Origin of the sequence: Gardnerella sp. DNF00550 (assembly GCF_049262685.1) — a bacterium.
Taxonomy (GTDB): Bacteria; Actinomycetota; Actinomycetes; order Actinomycetales; family Bifidobacteriaceae; genus Bifidobacterium; species Bifidobacterium leopoldii.
On record NZ_CP058397.1, the window covers coordinates 1,229,804 to 1,248,083 of the forward strand.

An 18,280-nucleotide genomic window follows, 5' to 3' on the forward strand; every position below is an offset into this window, starting at 1 on the left:
ACACGTTATCGTGGCAGTTTTTGTTAGATTTGCAATTTTTGCCACGATAACTTGCTTAAAAAATATAGTTATACAAAAGGAATAACATTTTCAAGCGAACTTGATGAAATTATAAACTTATTGAACGTTCTTAGCTCTAAGCAAAATGACTAAATTTTGTATCCATTGGCGACAAAGCGACAATTTTGGCGACATAAAAATGCCGCTTTGTGTCATATCTCTCATGTTTATTCTTGACAAACTCATACAACAACTTTAATATTTTTAATAAAAGTTTAATTTAATTAAAGTTTTATAGGTTGACGAAAGGGGTGATATGGATCATATTCCAAAATGGATGGCTAATCTCACAGACGAAGATATGTCGTTTATAAAGAACTTTGTATTATCGTCTGGATCGTTAAAAGAAATGTCGCAAATGTATCAAGTCTCTTACCCAACGATGAGAATCAGGCTTAACCGACTCATTGAAAAGCTGCGCATAAGCGACAATGAACCAGAAGACCCGTTCGTTCTTTTAGTAAAGAGTCTTGCTATTGACGATAAATACGATGTTGACACAGCTCGAACACTCATAAACGAATATAGAAAAAGAAAGGATGAATCATGAGCTATGCATTATTTGGTCCAATAATTGACATTCTTATTGCACTTGTTATATGCGTATTAGTGTTCTTTATTGCAAGAAGTCTTATTCGATATGCGCATTCTCTTAAGAAAGACGATAAGTCATCTAAGCAGTCTGCAGAAGATAAAAGAATTGTATTACAAGACTTATAAAACACAAAAATCACACGTTATCGTGGCAAAAATTGCAAAATTCGCAAAAACTGCCACGATAACTCGAGAGTTTAAGTGCTGCTAGTTTAGTGGAATAACAACATTGACCAGCCAAGTGTCATCATCTTTTTGCGCGTTTAAAGATCCACCTAAACGTTCCACAGATTTTTTGTGGAATAGTAACCCTTTGCCAAAAACAAGCCTTCCACCAAACTTATTCGACAACGAATTCATGCACATTATTTTGCATTCTCGCTCATCAACAGTAACGTTCATAGAAAAGTCAACGCTAGTACTGCAATGCTTACGAATATTAGTAAGCAACTCACTGCACATGCGAATAGCACATTGAGCTTTTTCAGTACTAACAGTTGCAGATGCAGCAAAATCACCACTCCCCGAACTTTTATCAACCACTATTAAAGAGCCATAGTACCCAAGCTGCTCACAAATTTGCCGTTCAGCCTGTAAACGCGCACGAATATTGCATAAAAAATCAGTCAAATTCATGCAATCATTGCTATTAGAACCATAAACAAACTGCGTACTAGCAATATTTGAATCTAAAGAATCATCATACTTTTGTTCAGCTTGCTCAAGCAGGCTGATAACAAGTCTCGCTTTGGAAAGTGCATTACGCGAATGTTCAATAATCTGCTCTAACGATTCTTTTGTATGTTCATTGTTCTCAACATATAAAGCATCTGTCGCAAGCAACGTAATATCAGTAATCTCATTGTTCACATCGTCATGCAATTGCAACGCAACAGACGCAATATAAGACTGGAACTTACTTCGTACAATATCCATTTTTGCGCGATTATTTTCTTCCAACATGTTCAAATATTTGTGCAAAGCGTAGCCACAAATCATAGAAATAAGAACAAAACAAGGAAAAGTAAGCGGAATGTACGCCATTTTTGCAAAGTACATAATATTAAGCGAAACTATGTAAGCGCAAAGCAAATACTTCCACGAATCGTAAAAGCCTGCAACAAGCATGCCAGCGAGCAGCGCAAAAAGCACACAAGTTGCATTTACGCCTGGTACTGCTAACGTTACGCAATAAAAAATCGGAGTTACGAGTGATATTTGACGCGGAAAAGCAATCATAAGAAAAGTTGCAAACATCCAAACGTATTGGCACGCAGATTGTAATGGATTGTGCCACAAACCAGCTGTATTGCAAGATTGCACGTCCATTGATACTACAAGAATCGCCAATATTATGAATAAAGTTCGCTGAATTTTCCAGCTTTTAACCAACTCAATAACGCGCGAAAATGTGTTCATTAACATGCACTATCCGTTTCTTGCAAAAAATTCGGATGATTCTGCGGCGAATTATAAGCATACGACAGATTGCTATTTTGCTCACGATTTTGCATTGCAGCAAATGCGGATATTGCTTGCACTCGGTTAGAAACATGCAATTTTTTGTAAATTCTATGAATATGCGTGTTAATAGTGTTTGGCATAAGACCAAGTTGAGCCGCAATCTGATTCGTTGTGTAGCCTTTAGCAAGCAGATCCATGATTTTTAGTTCTTGAGGCGGCAAAACGCTACGCGATCTTGATTTAGAAAGCCTAATAAAAGATTCTTGCGGTGTAGCAAAATCGTAAGCAACGTCTTTAACGCAACGGCAGCCATACACGTGCTGATTATCGCAATATTGCAAAGCTTCTGCCAAACCTTTGAAATTGTCTTTAGCAACCATTGCCTGCCCACCAACTTGCGCTACTGACGAAGCATAGGATCTGCAGTCATACGAAGTCATACCAATTAAAATAATGCTATTGTTTTTCTCACGAATTGCGCGTATTACGTCTACTCCAGACATGTCTTTCATTGACATATCAATCAAAATATAATCCGGAGTAGTTTTTGCTACTTGGCAGTATTCCAAAGCTTGCGCTCCAGATTTTACGCACCATTTGCACGCGTACTCGCTTGGCAAAAGCTTGCTGAGCACGTTTCGCATAACCGCTAAAACTAATGGATCGTTATCTACTATTGCATACGTTTTTGGCATAATGGCTTTCTTGCAATTTCACGCTACTTTTCTTATATTTTACTTTATAAGTGCGCACAAAATAGAGCAAATTGTGTAGCAAGAAATGATTACAAGTAATGCATGTAAGTCAAATGTGATTATAATAAGTGACAGTATGCGACTTTTGGTTGCGTTGAAAACTCATTTTCAATAATGATTGCAGCAGGATTATATGACAAAACGATTAGTAGTATTGCACTCCGCAGAAGTAGCTGCGATGGCGTTTGCCTCGGCAGCTGCTTTTATGCGTAGTTTTGGCTTTTTTGTTTTGTGGCTTGTTTTAGGACTTCTTTCTGTTGCAATGTATTCTTATGCATATTTTTTCTTGCGCAAGAATGTTCTTGAAGGCGAAAATGCAAGTAACACAAATAATATAGCTGAGCTTGATAGCGATAACACTAACAGTATAAGTAGAGATAGTGAACTTAAGAGCACAGGCAGCAAAAAGGCTTGCGATACTGAAAATTACGATAGCTGCGATAATTGCGATAACTATGACAACAATGTTAAAAACAGCTACGGCTCAGAAAACGACAAAAGCGAAAGTGCCGAAGAAAACAAAGTTGTCGCACTAAAACGCAAAAAAGTCGAATTGCAAAATAAGCAAATACTTAACAATTACTCAAATAATTTAACAAATATTATTACATGCTTTATTTGTGGGCTTATTCACGTTCCTTGGATTTATTACTACGGAATTGCAAATGGTGTCTTAGCATTAGTGATTTTGTGTCGAGTCATAAAGCGCCCACAAGGTCACCCTACGGATAAAAGCGATTTTTAAGGATTTAAACTTATTGGCAATCTACCATTACGTTGAGCACTAACTTTTGAGTACATTTATTGCACGGATTGAATTGAGGCCTCTTGGCGAGCAACATCAAGCGCTTTGTTGAAGGCATCGCTAGTCCAACTTGCTCCAGCAACAACCGAAATATGCAAATTTTTCAACGACTTTCCAACAATTTTTCCAGGTATAGCCTTTGAAAATGCATCCATATGACCTCTTGAAATCGGCGTAAACGGATGAGGCGTTATTTGCACATCGCTAACATTTCCATTTGCAACGCTTAAGCGTACATCAAAACTGTCTTCTGAAACCGGACCATACGTGGATTTGATTTTGTAGTCACCATCTTTGTAATTGCCAGTATCAGTTTTAGACTGGTTTTTAGAATCCCCAGAATCTTCACTTTGAGCTGAAGACTTAGATTGCTGAGCGCCAGCATCGTACTTTCCAGAAGGATTACCACCATCATCCGAGCTTTGACCAGAGTTTCCTGCAAACTCATCATTCATTGGCACAGCACTAGGTTCACCGCAAGCCGACAACATAGCAGAAGATGCAGCTACAATTGCAAGCGTAGCAACGGTTTTTGCAACTTTTTTGGATTTCAAATCATCGCGTGAAACATCGTGAAACATATTATCTGAAATCATAAAATCATCGCCTTTAAATCTTGTATATTTTAAAATCTTGCGCAACTAATCATCTAAATTCGCTAATTTAGGCGACTTAGTAGGCTCATGGTCTTGCAAAGCTTCCACAACACTTTCATCAACGTGAGCACTCGTAAACGCAGGCTTGCCACCAATCGCCTCGTACGCTTTGCGCGCACTCTCATTATTCCAACGCTCACCAACAAGCACACCGTGATTAAGCATAATTTCGCGATCCGCGCATTGAGCAACCAGAGAATCGTGAGTTACAACAATAATCGTAGTCCCTTGATTGTGCAGCTGCTTAAACAAATCGAGCACAATCTGCTCATTTTTTTCATCCAAATTACCAGTCGGCTCATCCGCAAGCAGCAACTTCGGACAGTTAATAAGCGCGCGAGCAACGCACACACGCTGCTGCTCGCCGCCAGAAAGCTGGCTTGGTAAATGGTGAGCGCGGTCCTTCAAGCCAACTCGATCCAAAGCATCCATTGCCTGAGCTTCGTCAACAACAGAATGATAGTATTGCGCAACCATCACGTTTTCAACTGCCGTTAAATGCGGCACAAGATAAAACTTTTGAAAAACTAAGCCAATTACGTTTTTACGAACGTCAGCAAGCTGACCGGCATTCAAATCCTCAAGTTTGCGACCTTGCAAAGACACGGAACCCTTGGAAGGCGAATCCATGCAGCCAATAATGTTCATAAGTGTTGTTTTGCCAGAGCCACTCGAGCCAACAATAGAAAGCCACTCGCCTTCTGGCACAGTAAGCGACAAATCGTCAACCGCGCGAAGAGATCCGTAAATCTTGGAAATATGATCCAAAGTCAACAGCATTTTTGGCTTAGACTCCGCGCCTTCCAACTTATTTTCTACATTCTCTGTCATATTAAATCCTTAACTCAAATCTTAAACAATCTCTAAATTTACGCTTAAAATTATTCTTCTCGAAGCACAATCGCAGGATCGATCTTTGAAGCGCGCAAAACAGGCGGCAACGCAGCAACGCAAGATGCAATAATGCTAAACGCCACCGAGAACGCAACAAGCCACCAATTCACGCCCAAATCTCTAGAGAACACCATTGCTGCAAGCAAACGTGCAAACACATACCCTACTGCGGTACCAGCAACGCCACCAACGAAGCCATATAATCCAGCTTCAGCAGTAAACTCCACGCCAATACTCCGTGCGCTCGCACCCAAAGCTTTGCGCAAACCAATTTCATTTCGACGCTGTTGCACAATCGAAGAAATCGTAGTGCTCACGCCAACCATCATCAACACTAGAACAACTAGCGACACAATGCAGAACAGGCTGCGCAACATAGTAATAATGCCCGTATCAGCAGCAGTAACTTTAGTAACTTGCTGAGCGCGCACACGCATAGAAGTCATGTCGTTAATACTTCTCACAACAGCATCAACACTAGGAGCAGAAGACGAGTAAGCAATAACATCCGTACCACGCTTAACTCCTGTAAGAGAATTTACATCTGCGTTTAGCGCATATAACATGGAATCCTCTGCGCCGCCTGTGTCCAAAATGCCACAAACTCGGAAAGTTGTGCCGTGAGTATCCATAATATCTGTTGAGACTCTGCCTTCAACGAGCTTTTGTTGAGATGAATTTTGCGCTGGCTTATCTGCAGACTTATTTTCAGACTTATCTAGAGATTTATCTGCTGGCTTATGCGAGCCGGCAGTATTATCCGAGGATCTATACGCAATCGCAATTCGAGAACCTATTTTTAAGCCCATCACAAGAGCTACATCTCGCCCAACCATAACATTTCCACTGCTAGGCCAAGAGCCGTCTACATTCCAATGCTTATTAAGCGACTTTACTGAACGAACGTCTATTCCTGCTAAAACATACGGAGCTGCGTTAATACGCACGTTTTCGTAACGATACGTAGCAGAGCGCATAGCACCTTTTGCAAGAACCATATCATTTGTGTGCAAAACCATTGCGCGATCAATACCGTTTTTCCACTCGCCCTCAATTGGAGTTACGATAATATTCGCTCCATACGCACGCATTTCATCACTCATTTGCTGAGGCACAACAAGGCAGATTGCAGCTAAACAAAACAGCGTGGCAGCACCAACAAGCGTTGCAATAACAGCCATCAAAGCACGCGATTTTCTACGAAATACCGCGCTAAATAGCATGGTAATAAACATAGAATTGTTGGAAGTCATATAAGATTTACCTGCCATGAAGCACCTCCGCAGGACGCACACTCAAAATCGAACGAATCGACGAGCCTGCAGCCGCAAGCACAGTCAACGCAAGCAGCACGAATACCAGAACAAATACCATCGGTCGGAACAAAATCGCAGAGCCGAACACTGTGAAACCAATAATCTGCGCAACAGCAAATCCCAAAGCCATGCCGAGTAACGCTCCACCAAACGCAATAACCGCAGTTTCCATAAGCATAAGACGAGCAACAGCACCATCACGCGCACCCAAAGCCTTAAGCAATGCAAGCTCACCGGAACGCTCAGAAATTGAAGCAGCCATAAGATTCGCCACAGCAACAGCCGCAGCAATTAAACTCAACGCAGTCATCAAAACCATAACAGCGCGCGTCTTATTTAATACGTTACCCTGAAGAGCTGCAACTTGACGAACCTGCTTTGCAACAGCTCCAGGAATTACCTCCTCAATTTGGTAAGTAATCGAACTCGGGTAAGCCGTGCAATACCAAGTTTCCCACTCTTCCTGGCTGAGCGCTGCCGGATTTTTAGCAGCCTTGCGCGCTAAATCATTTTCAGGAGTAGTAAGAGCCTTTACTTCAATCGAATCAACCTTATTCGGTTTATTTGCAAGGCTTTGAGCATCACTAGAACTTGCGTAGATTGCGTTATTGTCGTCGTCGCCAGAATCGTATACACCAACCAAGCGCAACGAAACCTCGCGCCCGTCACGAATCAAACGCAAACGCTGACCAATTTTTAAGTGCAAATGCTCAGCTAGCTGCGCACCTACCATTGCTTCAGATTTATTATCTTTTGCCCAACGACCTGCATTAATCTTCCACCAAGAGCGCAAACCCCTAACACCAACAACCGTTGTTTCCCCGGAAGCGAGCGCAAGCTTACGATTAAACCAAGTTCCAATAATAGGCACTACCAAATCGCCAGAAGATTTCGCTTCAAGATTTGCGTGAACTTTTATTTTTGGCGCAAAATTAGTGATATTAAACGCCCAGAAAATCATTTTTATTTTTGCAGCATCAGATTCTTTTAGCGAAGCAGTAGACTCGTGGCTTTCCGCAGCCTTTAAACTCCCAGAACCATTAGTATCAATCTGCTCGCGAGAAGCATACAAATCATTTACAACAGCACTTGATTTTGGCTGAACCACAATATTCGAACCGTACGAGCTGAGCTCTGCGTTAATTTTGTCTCCAACGTCATACACAACGCTAAGCATTGACACACTAACGCACGCACTTAAGCACACTACGAGAGCAATTAACACACGCTTTTTCAATTGCCGCACAAGAGATCGAGCAACCATGCGCATCATAAACATAGCAACTCTCCCTTACTTAAAATGCGAACTGAGCACGTCTAAATCAGCAGTATGAATTGTGATTTTGCCATGCCCAGCCTTATACGGGAACGGAATCGGATTGCAACCACCTTTAAAACCGATAGTTGCCAAATTAATTGCTACGTCACATTTACGGCAAATAATCTTACCGTCTTTTTCATAGTAGCCTGCATCTCCACAGTTTTCGCAAGCATCCAAGCCAACGCCATACGCTCCACCATTCTTTTTAATGATTATAAAGCGCATAACAGTGCCGTCTTTTGCTTTGTATTGGAAGCGATGCAAATGACCATCTGAAACTTGAACGTAATTAATAGTCGCAACACCATCGTGCAATTCGTACGGTTCTGGAGGCGTAAGAGTTGGTTTAATATTCATAATAGATACGCCTACAGTAAGCGTAAGTATTACTGTGATAGCAGCCAAAAGAGCTGCGAGCGCAGACTTTCGAGATTTCCTTTTAAACGCTCGCTTCGTGCGAATTTCTGCAGCATTTTCACCAACTACAGCCGTTTTAAAGCCGATTATTACGGATGCAGCAGCAGGAATCATGAACACGCTAATTTGCGCCATAATCATTAATGGAGCGTTATTAATTAGCCAAACAAGCACGCTGAAAGAAAAGTCATCCATATAAAGCAGAATGCTTCCTTGCATAATCTGCAAAAGTGAAGTTATGTGTTGCACTAGCAAAATAATCATGCTTAAAACTACAGCAATTTTGAAGCAAATAGCGTTAGATGTAGTGCGCAAAGAACGAACCATAAGGCTTAAGCAAATAGCAGCAATAACGCCAAGTACAAAACCAAGCGCGCGAAGCAACATGTCTGATGTAAAAGGCGGAGTGCTTGAATCTACGAAAATAGTAAGCTGCAAAATAACATCTGGCAAAGCATAAAACACAGTAAACGCTAAGCAACATGCACCAATTGCGTTACTTATGTGCATTAAAAGCGGGCAATTACGCCAATTTCTTACTATTTTGTGTGAAAAGATAACCACAATAATTGCAGCAATATCAAGCGGAACTGCAATGCACAACGCCGGCATATTAATAAAGTTTCGCTGATTAATTACCACAGATGCGCGAAGTATAGCAAAAATAAGAGCTGCAACTGTGCCTGCAGACAGCCCATACAATCTCCAACGTGCGCTTAGAGGCTTATCTCGCCCCTCGCCAACAGTAAGCGATGTGCTTAATCCCATTGTGAGTAGCGCAAGAGGGAGCAGCCCAGGCATAACTGCCACAAACAGTCTGAGCATAACTCCCTCCTTTGCTATTACTTATTATTTACTAAAATTATTAATTAATCGCTAATTATTAACTAGCTATCACTACCATTGACGAGGAGTGTACTTCCAATCGTCGAAGGTTGCCTTAATTGGCTCAGTCCAGAAGCGACCGGTTACGCCGGTAGCAGGATCGACATGAAGCATCCAACCCTTCTTTTCTGGGGATTCAATAGAAAGCACGAGCTTGTAATTTCCAGCCTTGTCAAGCTTAACGTTTGCACCGTAGTGAGGGCCATCGGAAGCGTTCATCTGCATAAAAGTACCCTTGCCAACGGATTCACCGCTTGCCTTATCGACAATCTCATAATTCACAGTCAAATCTGGAATGAACTCGCCCTTACCGTAGCCAAGCTTTGTACCTTTTTGGTTAGCGTGGATATCGGCTTCAAGGTGGAAGCTTGCTTCACTTGCCTTCAAACCCATACCGGTTGGGAGCATATCAACTGGCTGGAAGTACACGGCACCAATAGTAAGAGGTCCAATGTTCTGATCTTGGTGAGGACCAACTGGAACCTCCTCAAAGCCCTTATCGCCGCCCTTGTCATCAGACTTGTTATCAGACTTGTTATCAGACTTGTTATCAGACTTGTTATCAGACTTCTGCTCGGTTGCTTGTGACTTAGCATCAGTTTTAGCTGAATTGCCATTGGAACCGCATCCAGCGAGCGCAAGCAGTCCAGCAAGAGCTAAAGCTGCAATTGCTGTCATTTTATTATTCTTCATATCTAACCTTCTGTATTTGTTGTTAGTTACTTTTATTTAATTGTTGTTATTGGTTGTTTATTAATTATTTATTAGTTGGTTATTTGTTGTTTTGCTTATTTATTTTCTATCGCGCGTTTCCCACGACTCCGCGCAATAGATACGCAAAGCAGTGAAATCACAACAATTGCTGCCACAATTTGAGCAACAATCGTCTCAACATACGGATAGAACCCAAGCCAATCGTTAGTTGGCAAGCCTTGAATATACATTCCTTCGAGAGCATCGCCCTCGATTAACGCGTGCACGCCACCGCCCGCAAAAATTACTACGAGAACAGACATAAGAGCGCTTGTTCCAGTAAAGAATGGGCGAATTGGTATGCGCACAGATGCGAAACGAATCAGCAAGAATATCACTACAAGAACTGCAGCAGCGGAAATGAAGCCTCCCCAAATCATAGAGTCAGCTCCGTTTGAAACTGCAAAGATTGCTTGATAGAAGATTACAGTTTCAGCACCTTCGCGGAACACCGCAAGGAAACTCAATAACGCTAAAGAAACCAAGCTTCCCTTAGAAACTGCTGCCGTTGTTTGCTCACTAATATACTTATTCCATGCTTGCACTGAAGATCTAGAAATCATCCAATTACTCGTGTAAAGCAGCATAAGCATTGCGAACAATGCAACAACGCCTTCCGTAATCTCCTGCTGCGGACCAGAACCATTAAATAGCAAGCCGAATAGTGCAGCTACAGCAAGAGATGCCACAATTCCAGCCGCAATACCTAGGTAAATATACTTCACCATATTCTTGTGACCGGATTTAACAAGGTAAGCAATAATTGCTGCAACAACTAGCAACGCTTCCAAACCTTCACGAAGCAAAATTACGAAAGCCTGACCGAATGAGCTAGTTATGAATTGCATAAATGGATTTGCGCTTGAAGATGCGCCTTTGTCTAATTTTGCTGCGTCTTCAATAAGCATCGCTTTAAGATCCGTTACGAACTTTTTAGCTTGCTCAATAGTTCCGCCGTTGTTCATTGTTTGGCGGCACTCTTTGAATTGATACTCGACAGTCGAAACGCGACTTCCGCTTATTGCATTCATCACGTTCTTCTCGAAACCAAGCTTTTCGTAATACTGGTAATAGGCTTCATTAATTAAATCAACTGCAGATGCTACTTGAGTTTTATTACCTTTTGCAGACTTGTATTTTGCAACAGACTTGTCGAGAATAACGTTCATTTCTCGAGCAACTTGACCCCACGTACGACCATTGCGCCCGAGGTTTTTCTTTTTTGCAGCATCAAGCTTTTTGCGCTCTGCTTTAATTTGCGCACGCAACTTTTGTGCATAAACATTTGGCTTATCCACTTTTAAGTTGGCATCGAGACTAGATGCAGTTTGTGCAACATCCACTGAAAGAGCCGTTGAAACAGCACTTATTTGTGAACCTTGATTTTGCTGGTATACAAGCGTTTGTAGCTGCTGGAATTGATCAGTTTGTGCCTGAACTTTATTCTGCCCGATTGCATCTCGCACAACCGTAATCATGTTAGAAGCAACATAAACGGAATTGTATGCTGCTTCAAATCGAGTTGCAGCTCCAGAATTATTGCCACTATTGTATTCTGATTGACCTTGTAGCAATTCTTTATTAATTGCTTTAGAAACTTCTGTCCAGCTAGTATATGAACGATCCGCATCTGTTGCGAAAGCTGGAATAGTTGTAGCGAACGAACTCACTATGCAACCTACCAACATGCACACAGCCAGAATCAGTGCAGCCGAGTCACGAATAATTCGGCGCACTTTTACATACGCGCGCATAACATCTCCTCGCGTTCTTCCGCGTCTTCTTGCGATTCCGCACTTCTCACGCGTTTTACGCCTTTTGCGTTAACGCATTTCTGCATATCTACGCGCTCTACCCCAAATTGAGCGCACCCAACTAAAACTTGCCATTACAAAGGCCCCACAGGTACATAATATCGACATATCATGTAGATTGATATAGTTCTACGCAAAAAACACGCAAATATTACAAAAATGATATTGATAACGATAATTATCAATCTTTTTGCGATTATGCAGCAAAAAAATACGCTGGAAAGGCGGCCGTTTTGCGAAGCGCATAATTTGGCGAGATTACAGCAAACTCAGAGCCGGTAGTTTGCACGATTTTTTGCAAATCGCTTTCTTGCGAAACAAAAAGCGCAGTTGCGAGCGCGTCGGCATAAGCAGTTGGAAAAGCGCAAGTTTTAGCAGGAATATACGCCCAGCTTGCAGAAAGTTTTTGCGCAGGAGTTCCATCTAAAGCGTTGATTAAGTGAGTCGCAATTAAATTAGACTCAAAAGCATTGTCTGCAAGGCAATTTGCGTCTTTTACTTTCCAACGCTTTCTTGCAGCAGACGAAGCACACAACGCTCCGCTTGCAATTGATGCCACTCCAACTGCTTGCGTTGTATCAAAAGGATTTTCCAGCGCAACTTTTATTTGGTAATCTTCATCGCTAAAGCAAGCGCGCATATCACCGCCGGCATTTACCAAAAAATCGCAATCCGAAAGCGAATCGTCACCAAGCTCGTCTTTAAGAATATTCGTTACAAGATCTACAAAATAACCCTTCCCAGCTGCCCCAAAATCAAGCTGCACTGGCTGATTTGTGTGAAGCGTTGTGCCGCTGTCATCTCGAGAAATATCTGCCCACTTAACTGGCAAAGCGCGGCGATATTTGCTCCAGCTGCCGCTGACACTGCCACTATTCTCGCTCGCGCTAACAGTAGATTCCGGAACGAATTGCACAGAATTATCGTAGCCAAGCGCAAGCAGATCCGCGCCAATACAAGCGTCGAAAGCTCCGCGAGTGGCATCGTAAAACTCGTCGTAAATTGCAAAAAGCGACCCAGCCCACGACGGAAACTCAAAATCGCCGCCATGCTCCGCACAAGCCATACGCGAAACAAGCGAATCTTCACGAAAGCGCGAAAGCACCGATTCATACTCTTCAACAAAAGCGCGAATCCGCTTCTGCACGCGCTGCGAAATCGGCTTGCTGCTAGAGATAATAATCCCCGTTCCAAGCGCGCGCGCAATCGCAGTAACATTTTCAAACATCGCTTGCTTCAATCCCTAAGTCAAAACTCTCTGTTACTCGTCAAAATCCGCAACAAAACAACAAAAACAGCAAAATGTCGACATAGTTTACAGACAGTCTCATTCTATACCGACATTTTTAAAAAATAGCAGCATAGCACACAAAAACATTCGCCTATACCTACATTCTGGCAAAATGAAGGCATAGCGTGCAAAAAATATTCATCTATACCAAAATTTTTGCAAAAACGCATTATAGAAATATTTATGGCACTGGCAACATAACGCAACTCGTTTCTGCGTAGCACGATTTACGCGTTTTAATGAATACCCATAACAACTAGCTAAGAAACAAATAAACAACGCTACTTAAGCAACCAATCAACAATGTTTTCAACACGAATGCCGTCGTAATCATCATCTAAAGCCTTACTCAAAGTAATAACCAGCTTTTCATAATTATTCTGAATCTTCCGAAGCGGCTTTAACTCTCGCTCGCGCATAGACTCATCCATCATGCTTTCAGTTACTTGAATATAAAGCTTTTCGCAAGCAGAAGTCGCAACAAAATCCACCTTTTACAAGTTTAAGTCATTCATGACCTAAACTTTTCTTTTTCGTGAGTTTAAGTTATTGATAACTCAAACTTTGTATTTTTGCAAGTTTAGATTGCACACTATAGCGATACATAATTGCTAGATTCAATCTATACCATAACGCGTTTTATACGCAGCGTAATCCTTATCTTGCAAAACACTAGCCACATTCGGCGCGTATTCGTATTCTTCTTCAACAAGATGAGCAAACTGCTGTTGAGCTAAAAGCTCAACCTGCAAAGGCTTTGTAATAATGTGGAACATATCTTCAAGAAGCTTTGTCTTGTTAGTATCTTTAGCCTGGATCGAAGCTTCGTCGTTAACACGCTGCGTTATTAATCCCCAATCGAAATGGTATCCAGCATCTCGCGCAACTATATCCCAAAAAACGCGTTGCGTTCTACCATTGCCCTCACGAAATGGGTGTAAAACATTAAAATTATTGTAATTTACGCTTAGCTTACTAATAAACTCGTCAATAGATAAACCTTGTAATAAATTATCATTTTTAAGCGTTTGCTCGCAGTAGCGAATTCCAACGCCCATATATTCAAGCGGATGAAACGGCTCGCCACCGCCTTTAGACATGTCAATAGTGCGAATCTGACCAGCCCAATCGTAAACATCCTGGAAAAGATAATGATGAATCCACTGCAATTGCTTAACAGTTCCTTCAGCATGCGGCAAATTTTCGTACAAAATAGAACATCTTGTGAGAACAGCATCGTTCTCATATTTATCTAATTCAATCTGATTATTTATATTAGATTTGTTCTTCAATACCCTTGTGTGAGGAATAAGATAAGGGTCAAAAACTGTTTCCACGACGCACACAACCCAATAACTTAATCCATTACGCCATATCTAGAACGCATTCTAGCAACAAATTCGTCACTGGTTATAAGACCTTTAGCATATTGATTTGCGTCATAAAGAAACTCTTTTGAAGGCGAATTGCCTTCAAGTCTGCCTGAAGCTATTGCAAGACCCAAATTTTCTTGACGCCTACGTTGCGTTTCTTTATCAATCATTTCTTCTCCCTGCCAACACACGCACCCAAATCAAAAACAACTATTAACTATTTTACTATGTGCAATACATTTTGATTACAGCATATTCAATTACAACACATTTTACTTACAGCACATTTTGCGATTTGACGAATCCAGCATCGGCAACATAACGCCACTAGTTTCGGTGCAACATGATTTACGCACTTTAAAACTAAGCAAATCCCACTTCGCAAATTTGAAAATTTTTTAATTTTGCGAAGTCAGATGATATTTGCACAAGCCGCAAAACACAAAAAACAGAACGCAATCGGAAAATGCATAAAGAAAAGAGCCTTCGCGCGAACGCAAGCAAGAAAACAAATAAGCGAACGCGAACGCAAATAGGCACTCACTTTCAAAAGTGAAAAAATATTACAGTTTTGAAAGTGAAAATACGCATCTATTTTCAAAAGTGAAAAATACTGCATACTGCGATTCTGAAAACAAAATTAACGATGATCCCAAATTGGAGCGCGATACTGCTACTATCGCCAACACAATCCCAAAACCCAAACCAAAGCCTAAACTCAAACCAAAGCTCAAACCGAAACAAAGCCTAAACCCAAACCAAAGCTCAAACCGAAACTAAGCCAAAGCTCATAACAAACCTCGCACCACTGCGCGGCAGAAACTTTACACGCGAGTAAAGAAAAAGTCGTCTACACACCAAAAAACGTCAGAAACTTTACAGTCATGTAAAGAAACAGTCGCGAAATAGCAGAAAAACGGCAGAAACTTTACACGCGAGTAAAGAAAAAGTCGTCTACACACCAAAAAACGTCAGAAACTTTACAACGCGCGCCAAAAACAAAAGGCAGGAGCTCGGGATACCCAAACTCCTGCCTTTTCGCTTACTTCACTTATACGTAAGCCTAAATCACCTTAGCGTTAGGCAGCACGTTGCCGTCTTTATCAACGTTACAACTATGCTCAACAGCAATAGTAATATGATCAGAATCAACAGAGAAGAAGCCGTCTGTCACTTTAAAAACGTGACGCACACCCTTCAAATCGTCAACCTTCACAAAACCGTGATCAATCAACGCAAGCACAGCCTCATGTCCAGGAAGCACGCCCATAGCGCCATTCACAGAAGGAATAACCACGAACTTGGCGTCACCTTCCCAAACAGGATGCCTGGCTGCCACCACACTAACGTGCAGCGATTTTACTTGCTTCTCCGACATAATCACGCACCAAACTCTTGCTGCATATCGTGCCAACGACGCTCAAGATCATCAATGCCGCCAATACCAGAGAATGCCTGCTCAGGAATCTCATCGTAAACACCATCGCAAATGCGAGTGAATGCCTCAATGGTTTCGTCTGCTGGCACATAAGAACCTGGACGACCAGTGAACTTTTCAGCCACATAGAAGTTCTGACCAAGGAACTGCTCAATCTTACGAGCGCGGCTCACAGTAGTCTTATCTTCCTCACCAAGCTCATCGATACCAATCAAAGCGATGATGTCCTGAAGCTCCTTGTTACGCTGCAAAATAGCCTTAACGCGGTTTGCACAATCATAATGAGCCTGACCAACGTAACGCGGATCCAAAATTCTAGAAGTAGAAGTCAAAGGATCCACAGCCGGGTAAATACCCTTAGCTGCAATATCACGTGAAAGCTCAGTAGTTGCATCCAAGTGCGTAAAGGTTGTTGCAGGTGCAGGATCGGTGTAATCATCTGCAGGCACGTAAATAGCCTGAAGTGACGTAATGGAATGACCGCGCGTAGAAGTAATACGCTCCTGCAATGCACCCATTTCATCTGCCAAGTTTGGCTGGTAACCAACTGCGGAAGGCATACGACCCAGCAAAGTGGACACCTCAGAACCAGCCTGAGTAAAGCGGAATATGTTATCGATGAACAGCAACACATCCTGATTCTGCACATCGCGGAAGTACTCAGCCATAGTCAAAGCGGTAAGAGGCACACGAAGACGAGTCCCAGGAGGCTCATCCATCTGACCAAAGACAAGCGCTGTTTTCTCCAAAACGCCAGCATCAGCCATTTCGCCAATCAAATCGTTACCTTCACGGGTACGTTCGCCAACGCCAGCAAACACAGACACACCACCGTGATTCTGTGCAACGCGCTGAATCATTTCCTGAATCAACACAGTTTTACCAACGCCTGCACCACCGAACAAACCAATTTTACCGCCCTGAACGTAAGGGGTAAGCAAATCGATAACCTTAATACCAGTTTCGAACATCTGAGTCTTAGACTCAAGCTGATCAAAAGCAGGTGGGTTACGGTGAATTGGCCAACGCTCAGTTACTTCAATGTGCTCGCCAGGCTTAGCATTCAAAATGTTGCCTGTAACATCGAACACGTGACCCTTAGTAACGTCACCAACAGGTACAGAGATTGGACCGCCAGTATCTCGCACTAAAGCACCACGAACCAAACCGTCAGTAGGCTTCAACGCAACTGCACGCACAGTCGAATCACCAAGGTGCTGCTCAACTTCCAGCGTGATCTCGTGAACGGTATCACCTTCCGTGTTACCAACGGTAGCAATATCGACTTTGAGAGCATTGTAAATATCCGGCAGATAGCCGACCGGGAATTCAACGTCAATCACGGAACCCTGAACGCGGGTTACGCGACCAGCTGTTGGATCGACCTCCTGCTCAGCTTCTGGAGGCGCTGTGGTCTGATTTTCAGCCATATGCTCCTAATCCTCCTCATTATTCAGCGCATCAGCGCTGCCGATAATCTCGGTAAGTTCTTGAGTAATGGATGCCTGACGAGAAGCATTAAGCTTTCTTGTCAAATCATCCACCAAATTGCGGGCGTTATCTGTAGCCGTATGCATAGCGTTCTGTCTGCTTGCCGTTTCGGAAGCAGCAGAAGTAAGTAAGCACTCGTGAATACGAGACTGAATATACTTCGGCAAAACAGCATCCAATACTTCATCCGGGCTTGGTTCGAAGCAATACTCCACAGCTTCTGGATTACTGCGGCTAACTGCTTCTTCACGAGCCGAAACTGCGCTCGTAGACGACAACGCTGCTGAAGGACCAGATGCTGCTTCATAGTCAGGACGATGCATAGAAAACTCTTCACCGTCCTTCAAAGGAACCAGCTCAACTGGCAGCATGCGTAACGTACGAACTTTTTGCCTCACCATATTTATAAATTCAGTGAACACAATATACAGTTCCGAAACTCCGCCTTCCGCTTCCGGCGTCATATAAGCGTCCATTAAAGTATCGGAAATCTTTTCAGCAATAGTAACGTCAGGATGGTCAGTAGAACCTTCCCAAGTACCTGCCACATCGCGATTGCGATACTTGTAGTAAGTTGCACCACGTCGACCGTACACGTACAGTTCTGCATGCTTACCTTCTGCATCGAGTTTTGCAAGAAGTGCTTCAGTCTCACGAATAATCGAAGACGTAAACGCACCTGCCATACCACGATCAGAAGTAAGAGCCAAAACTGCTACACGATTGCCGGCATGCTCTTTACCAAAAATAGGATGCTTAATATTTGCTTCGTGATGAGCTACCAACGCCTGCACGGCATCGAAAATTGCGTCACTATAAGGCTTAGCATTAAGCGCAATATCTCGCGCTTTAGCGATATGAGAAGACGCAATCATTTCCTGAGCCTTAAAGATTTTACCCAAAGACTGTGTGGAAATAATTCTCGATTTCAATGCAAGTTGGGAGGACATACG

Annotated in this window: 19 protein-coding genes; 3 read left to right on the plus strand and 16 right to left on the minus strand. The window is 42.4% G+C overall.

The annotated features are described in order from the left end of the window. The first annotated feature begins 316 nt into the window (after positions 1-316). Complete coding sequence (locus tag HXT29_RS04920; RefSeq protein ID WP_004110367.1) at positions 317-610, plus strand: DUF2089 family protein; 294 nt, start codon at positions 317-319, stop codon at positions 608-610. Beyond that, positions 607-780, plus strand: coding sequence for a hypothetical protein (locus tag HXT29_RS04925; RefSeq protein ID WP_004105682.1), 174 nt, complete (start codon positions 607-609; stop codon positions 778-780). The genes HXT29_RS04920 and HXT29_RS04925 overlap by 4 nt, the downstream gene beginning before the upstream one ends. Before the next feature lie 81 nt (positions 781-861). Here HXT29_RS04925 and HXT29_RS04930 read toward each other — a convergent pair whose 3' ends face one another. Both HXT29_RS04930 and HXT29_RS04935 read right to left on the minus strand, forming a co-directional pair. Next, a complete protein-coding gene (locus tag HXT29_RS04930; RefSeq protein WP_415705779.1) occupies positions 862-2,079 on the minus strand; it encodes a histidine kinase in 1,218 nt (405 codons plus the stop codon). After that, entirely contained in the window at positions 2,073-2,813 is a 741-nt protein-coding gene (locus HXT29_RS04935; protein ID WP_415705777.1) for a LuxR C-terminal-related transcriptional regulator, read from the minus strand. Before HXT29_RS04935 ends, HXT29_RS04930 begins: the two co-directional genes overlap by 7 nt. 193 nt (positions 2,814-3,006) lie before the next feature. Between HXT29_RS04935 and HXT29_RS04940 the strand changes: the two genes are divergently transcribed. After that, a complete protein-coding gene (locus HXT29_RS04940; RefSeq protein WP_004105689.1) occupies positions 3,007-3,618 on the plus strand; it encodes a hypothetical protein in 612 nt (203 codons plus the stop codon). 56 nt (positions 3,619-3,674) lie between these two features. Here HXT29_RS04940 and HXT29_RS04945 read toward each other — a convergent pair whose 3' ends face one another. The 14 genes from HXT29_RS04945 to HXT29_RS05010 form a co-directional block, all read right to left on the minus strand. Next, positions 3,675-4,274 carry an FMN-binding protein gene (locus tag HXT29_RS04945; RefSeq protein ID WP_410297148.1) on the minus strand — a complete coding sequence of 200 codons (600 nt, stop codon included), beginning with the start codon at positions 4,272-4,274 and terminating at the stop codon, positions 3,675-3,677. A 45-nt stretch (positions 4,275-4,319) separates the two neighbouring features. Continuing rightward, a complete protein-coding gene (locus tag HXT29_RS04950) occupies positions 4,320-5,165 on the minus strand; it encodes an ABC transporter ATP-binding protein (protein WP_004105693.1) in 846 nt (281 codons plus the stop codon). Positions 5,166-5,215: 50 nt separating this feature from the next. Beyond that, positions 5,216-6,499: an FtsX-like permease family protein gene (locus HXT29_RS04955; protein ID WP_422118321.1), complete on the minus strand. Its 1,284-nt coding sequence runs from the start codon at positions 6,497-6,499 to the stop codon at positions 5,216-5,218. Beyond that, entirely contained in the window at positions 6,489-7,823 is a 1,335-nt protein-coding gene (locus HXT29_RS04960) for an ABC transporter permease (protein WP_410297479.1), read from the minus strand. Before HXT29_RS04960 ends, HXT29_RS04955 begins: the two co-directional genes overlap by 11 nt. A gap of 12 nt (positions 7,824-7,835) precedes the next feature. Beyond that, positions 7,836-9,107 carry a DUF2318 domain-containing protein gene (locus tag HXT29_RS04965; protein WP_101885848.1) on the minus strand — a complete coding sequence of 424 codons (1,272 nt, stop codon included), beginning with the start codon at positions 9,105-9,107 and terminating at the stop codon, positions 7,836-7,838. A gap of 72 nt (positions 9,108-9,179) precedes the next feature. Beyond that, on the minus strand, positions 9,180-9,860 hold the full coding sequence (locus tag HXT29_RS04970) for an iron transporter (RefSeq protein ID WP_422118322.1): 681 nt from the start codon (positions 9,858-9,860) through the stop codon (positions 9,180-9,182). A 95-nt stretch (positions 9,861-9,955) separates the two neighbouring features. After that, positions 9,956-11,674, minus strand: coding sequence for an FTR1 family iron permease (locus tag HXT29_RS04975; protein WP_112928856.1), 1,719 nt, complete (start codon positions 11,672-11,674; stop codon positions 9,956-9,958). Positions 11,675-11,930: 256 nt separating this feature from the next. After that, the gene (locus tag HXT29_RS04980) at positions 11,931-12,962 is read right to left on the minus strand and encodes an FAD:protein FMN transferase (protein WP_422118323.1); all 1,032 of its coding nucleotides are present in this window, start codon (positions 12,960-12,962) and stop codon (positions 11,931-11,933) included. Between the two features lie 344 nt (positions 12,963-13,306). Then, a complete protein-coding gene (locus HXT29_RS04985) occupies positions 13,307-13,516 on the minus strand; it encodes an ATP-binding protein (protein ID WP_004574165.1) in 210 nt (69 codons plus the stop codon). Positions 13,517-13,642: 126 nt separating this feature from the next. Continuing rightward, complete coding sequence (locus tag HXT29_RS04990) at positions 13,643-14,362, minus strand: Fic/DOC family protein (RefSeq protein WP_415705771.1); 720 nt, start codon at positions 14,360-14,362, stop codon at positions 13,643-13,645. Between the two features lie 20 nt (positions 14,363-14,382). Continuing rightward, entirely contained in the window at positions 14,383-14,568 is a 186-nt protein-coding gene (locus tag HXT29_RS04995; RefSeq protein ID WP_004105736.1) for an antitoxin VbhA family protein, read from the minus strand. Between the two features lie 893 nt (positions 14,569-15,461). After that, a complete protein-coding gene (locus HXT29_RS05000) occupies positions 15,462-15,776 on the minus strand; it encodes a F0F1 ATP synthase subunit epsilon (protein ID WP_032835331.1) in 315 nt (104 codons plus the stop codon). A 2-nt stretch (positions 15,777-15,778) separates the two neighbouring features. Beyond that, a complete protein-coding gene (atpD, locus tag HXT29_RS05005) occupies positions 15,779-17,266 on the minus strand; it encodes a F0F1 ATP synthase subunit beta (RefSeq protein ID WP_004105740.1) in 1,488 nt (495 codons plus the stop codon). 6 nt (positions 17,267-17,272) lie between these two features. Further along, positions 17,273-18,277 carry a F0F1 ATP synthase subunit gamma gene (locus tag HXT29_RS05010; protein ID WP_004574170.1) on the minus strand — a complete coding sequence of 335 codons (1,005 nt, stop codon included), beginning with the start codon at positions 18,275-18,277 and terminating at the stop codon, positions 17,273-17,275. Positions 18,278-18,280 lie beyond the last annotated feature (3 nt).

What these genes read in the sequence shown, in the direction of transcription:
- HXT29_RS04920 (WP_004110367.1), top strand. Translation starts at nt 317, where the DNA reads ATGGATCATATTCCAAAATGGATGGCTAATCTCACAGACGAAGATATG.
- HXT29_RS04925 (WP_004105682.1), top strand. Translation starts at nt 607, where the DNA reads ATGAGCTATGCATTATTTGGTCCAATAATTGACATTCTTATTGCACTT.
- HXT29_RS04930 (WP_415705779.1), bottom strand. Translation starts at nt 2,079, where the DNA reads ATGTTAATGAACACATTTTCGCGCGTTATTGAGTTGGTTAAAAGCTGG.
- HXT29_RS04935 (WP_415705777.1), bottom strand. Translation starts at nt 2,813, where the DNA reads ATGCCAAAAACGTATGCAATAGTAGATAACGATCCATTAGTTTTAGCG.
- HXT29_RS04940 (WP_004105689.1), top strand. Translation starts at nt 3,007, where the DNA reads ATGACAAAACGATTAGTAGTATTGCACTCCGCAGAAGTAGCTGCGATG.
- HXT29_RS04945 (WP_410297148.1), bottom strand. Translation starts at nt 4,274, where the DNA reads ATGATTTCAGATAATATGTTTCACGATGTTTCACGCGATGATTTGAAA.
- HXT29_RS04950 (WP_004105693.1), bottom strand. Translation starts at nt 5,165, where the DNA reads ATGACAGAGAATGTAGAAAATAAGTTGGAAGGCGCGGAGTCTAAGCCA.
- HXT29_RS04955 (WP_422118321.1), bottom strand. Translation starts at nt 6,499, where the DNA reads ATGGCAGGTAAATCTTATATGACTTCCAACAATTCTATGTTTATTACC.
- HXT29_RS04960 (WP_410297479.1), bottom strand. Translation starts at nt 7,823, where the DNA reads ATGTTTATGATGCGCATGGTTGCTCGATCTCTTGTGCGGCAATTGAAA.
- HXT29_RS04965 (WP_101885848.1), bottom strand. Translation starts at nt 9,107, where the DNA reads ATGCTCAGACTGTTTGTGGCAGTTATGCCTGGGCTGCTCCCTCTTGCG.
- HXT29_RS04970 (WP_422118322.1), bottom strand. Translation starts at nt 9,860, where the DNA reads ATGAAGAATAATAAAATGACAGCAATTGCAGCTTTAGCTCTTGCTGGA.
- HXT29_RS04975 (WP_112928856.1), bottom strand. Translation starts at nt 11,674, where the DNA reads ATGCGCGCGTATGTAAAAGTGCGCCGAATTATTCGTGACTCGGCTGCA.
- HXT29_RS04980 (WP_422118323.1), bottom strand. Translation starts at nt 12,962, where the DNA reads ATGTTTGAAAATGTTACTGCGATTGCGCGCGCGCTTGGAACGGGGATT.
- HXT29_RS04995 (WP_004105736.1), bottom strand. Translation starts at nt 14,568, where the DNA reads ATGATTGATAAAGAAACGCAACGTAGGCGTCAAGAAAATTTGGGTCTT.
- HXT29_RS05000 (WP_032835331.1), bottom strand. Translation starts at nt 15,776, where the DNA reads ATGTCGGAGAAGCAAGTAAAATCGCTGCACGTTAGTGTGGTGGCAGCC.
- atpD (WP_004105740.1), bottom strand. Translation starts at nt 17,266, where the DNA reads ATGGCTGAAAATCAGACCACAGCGCCTCCAGAAGCTGAGCAGGAGGTC.
- HXT29_RS05010 (WP_004574170.1), bottom strand. Translation starts at nt 18,277, where the DNA reads ATGTCCTCCCAACTTGCATTGAAATCGAGAATTATTTCCACACAGTCT.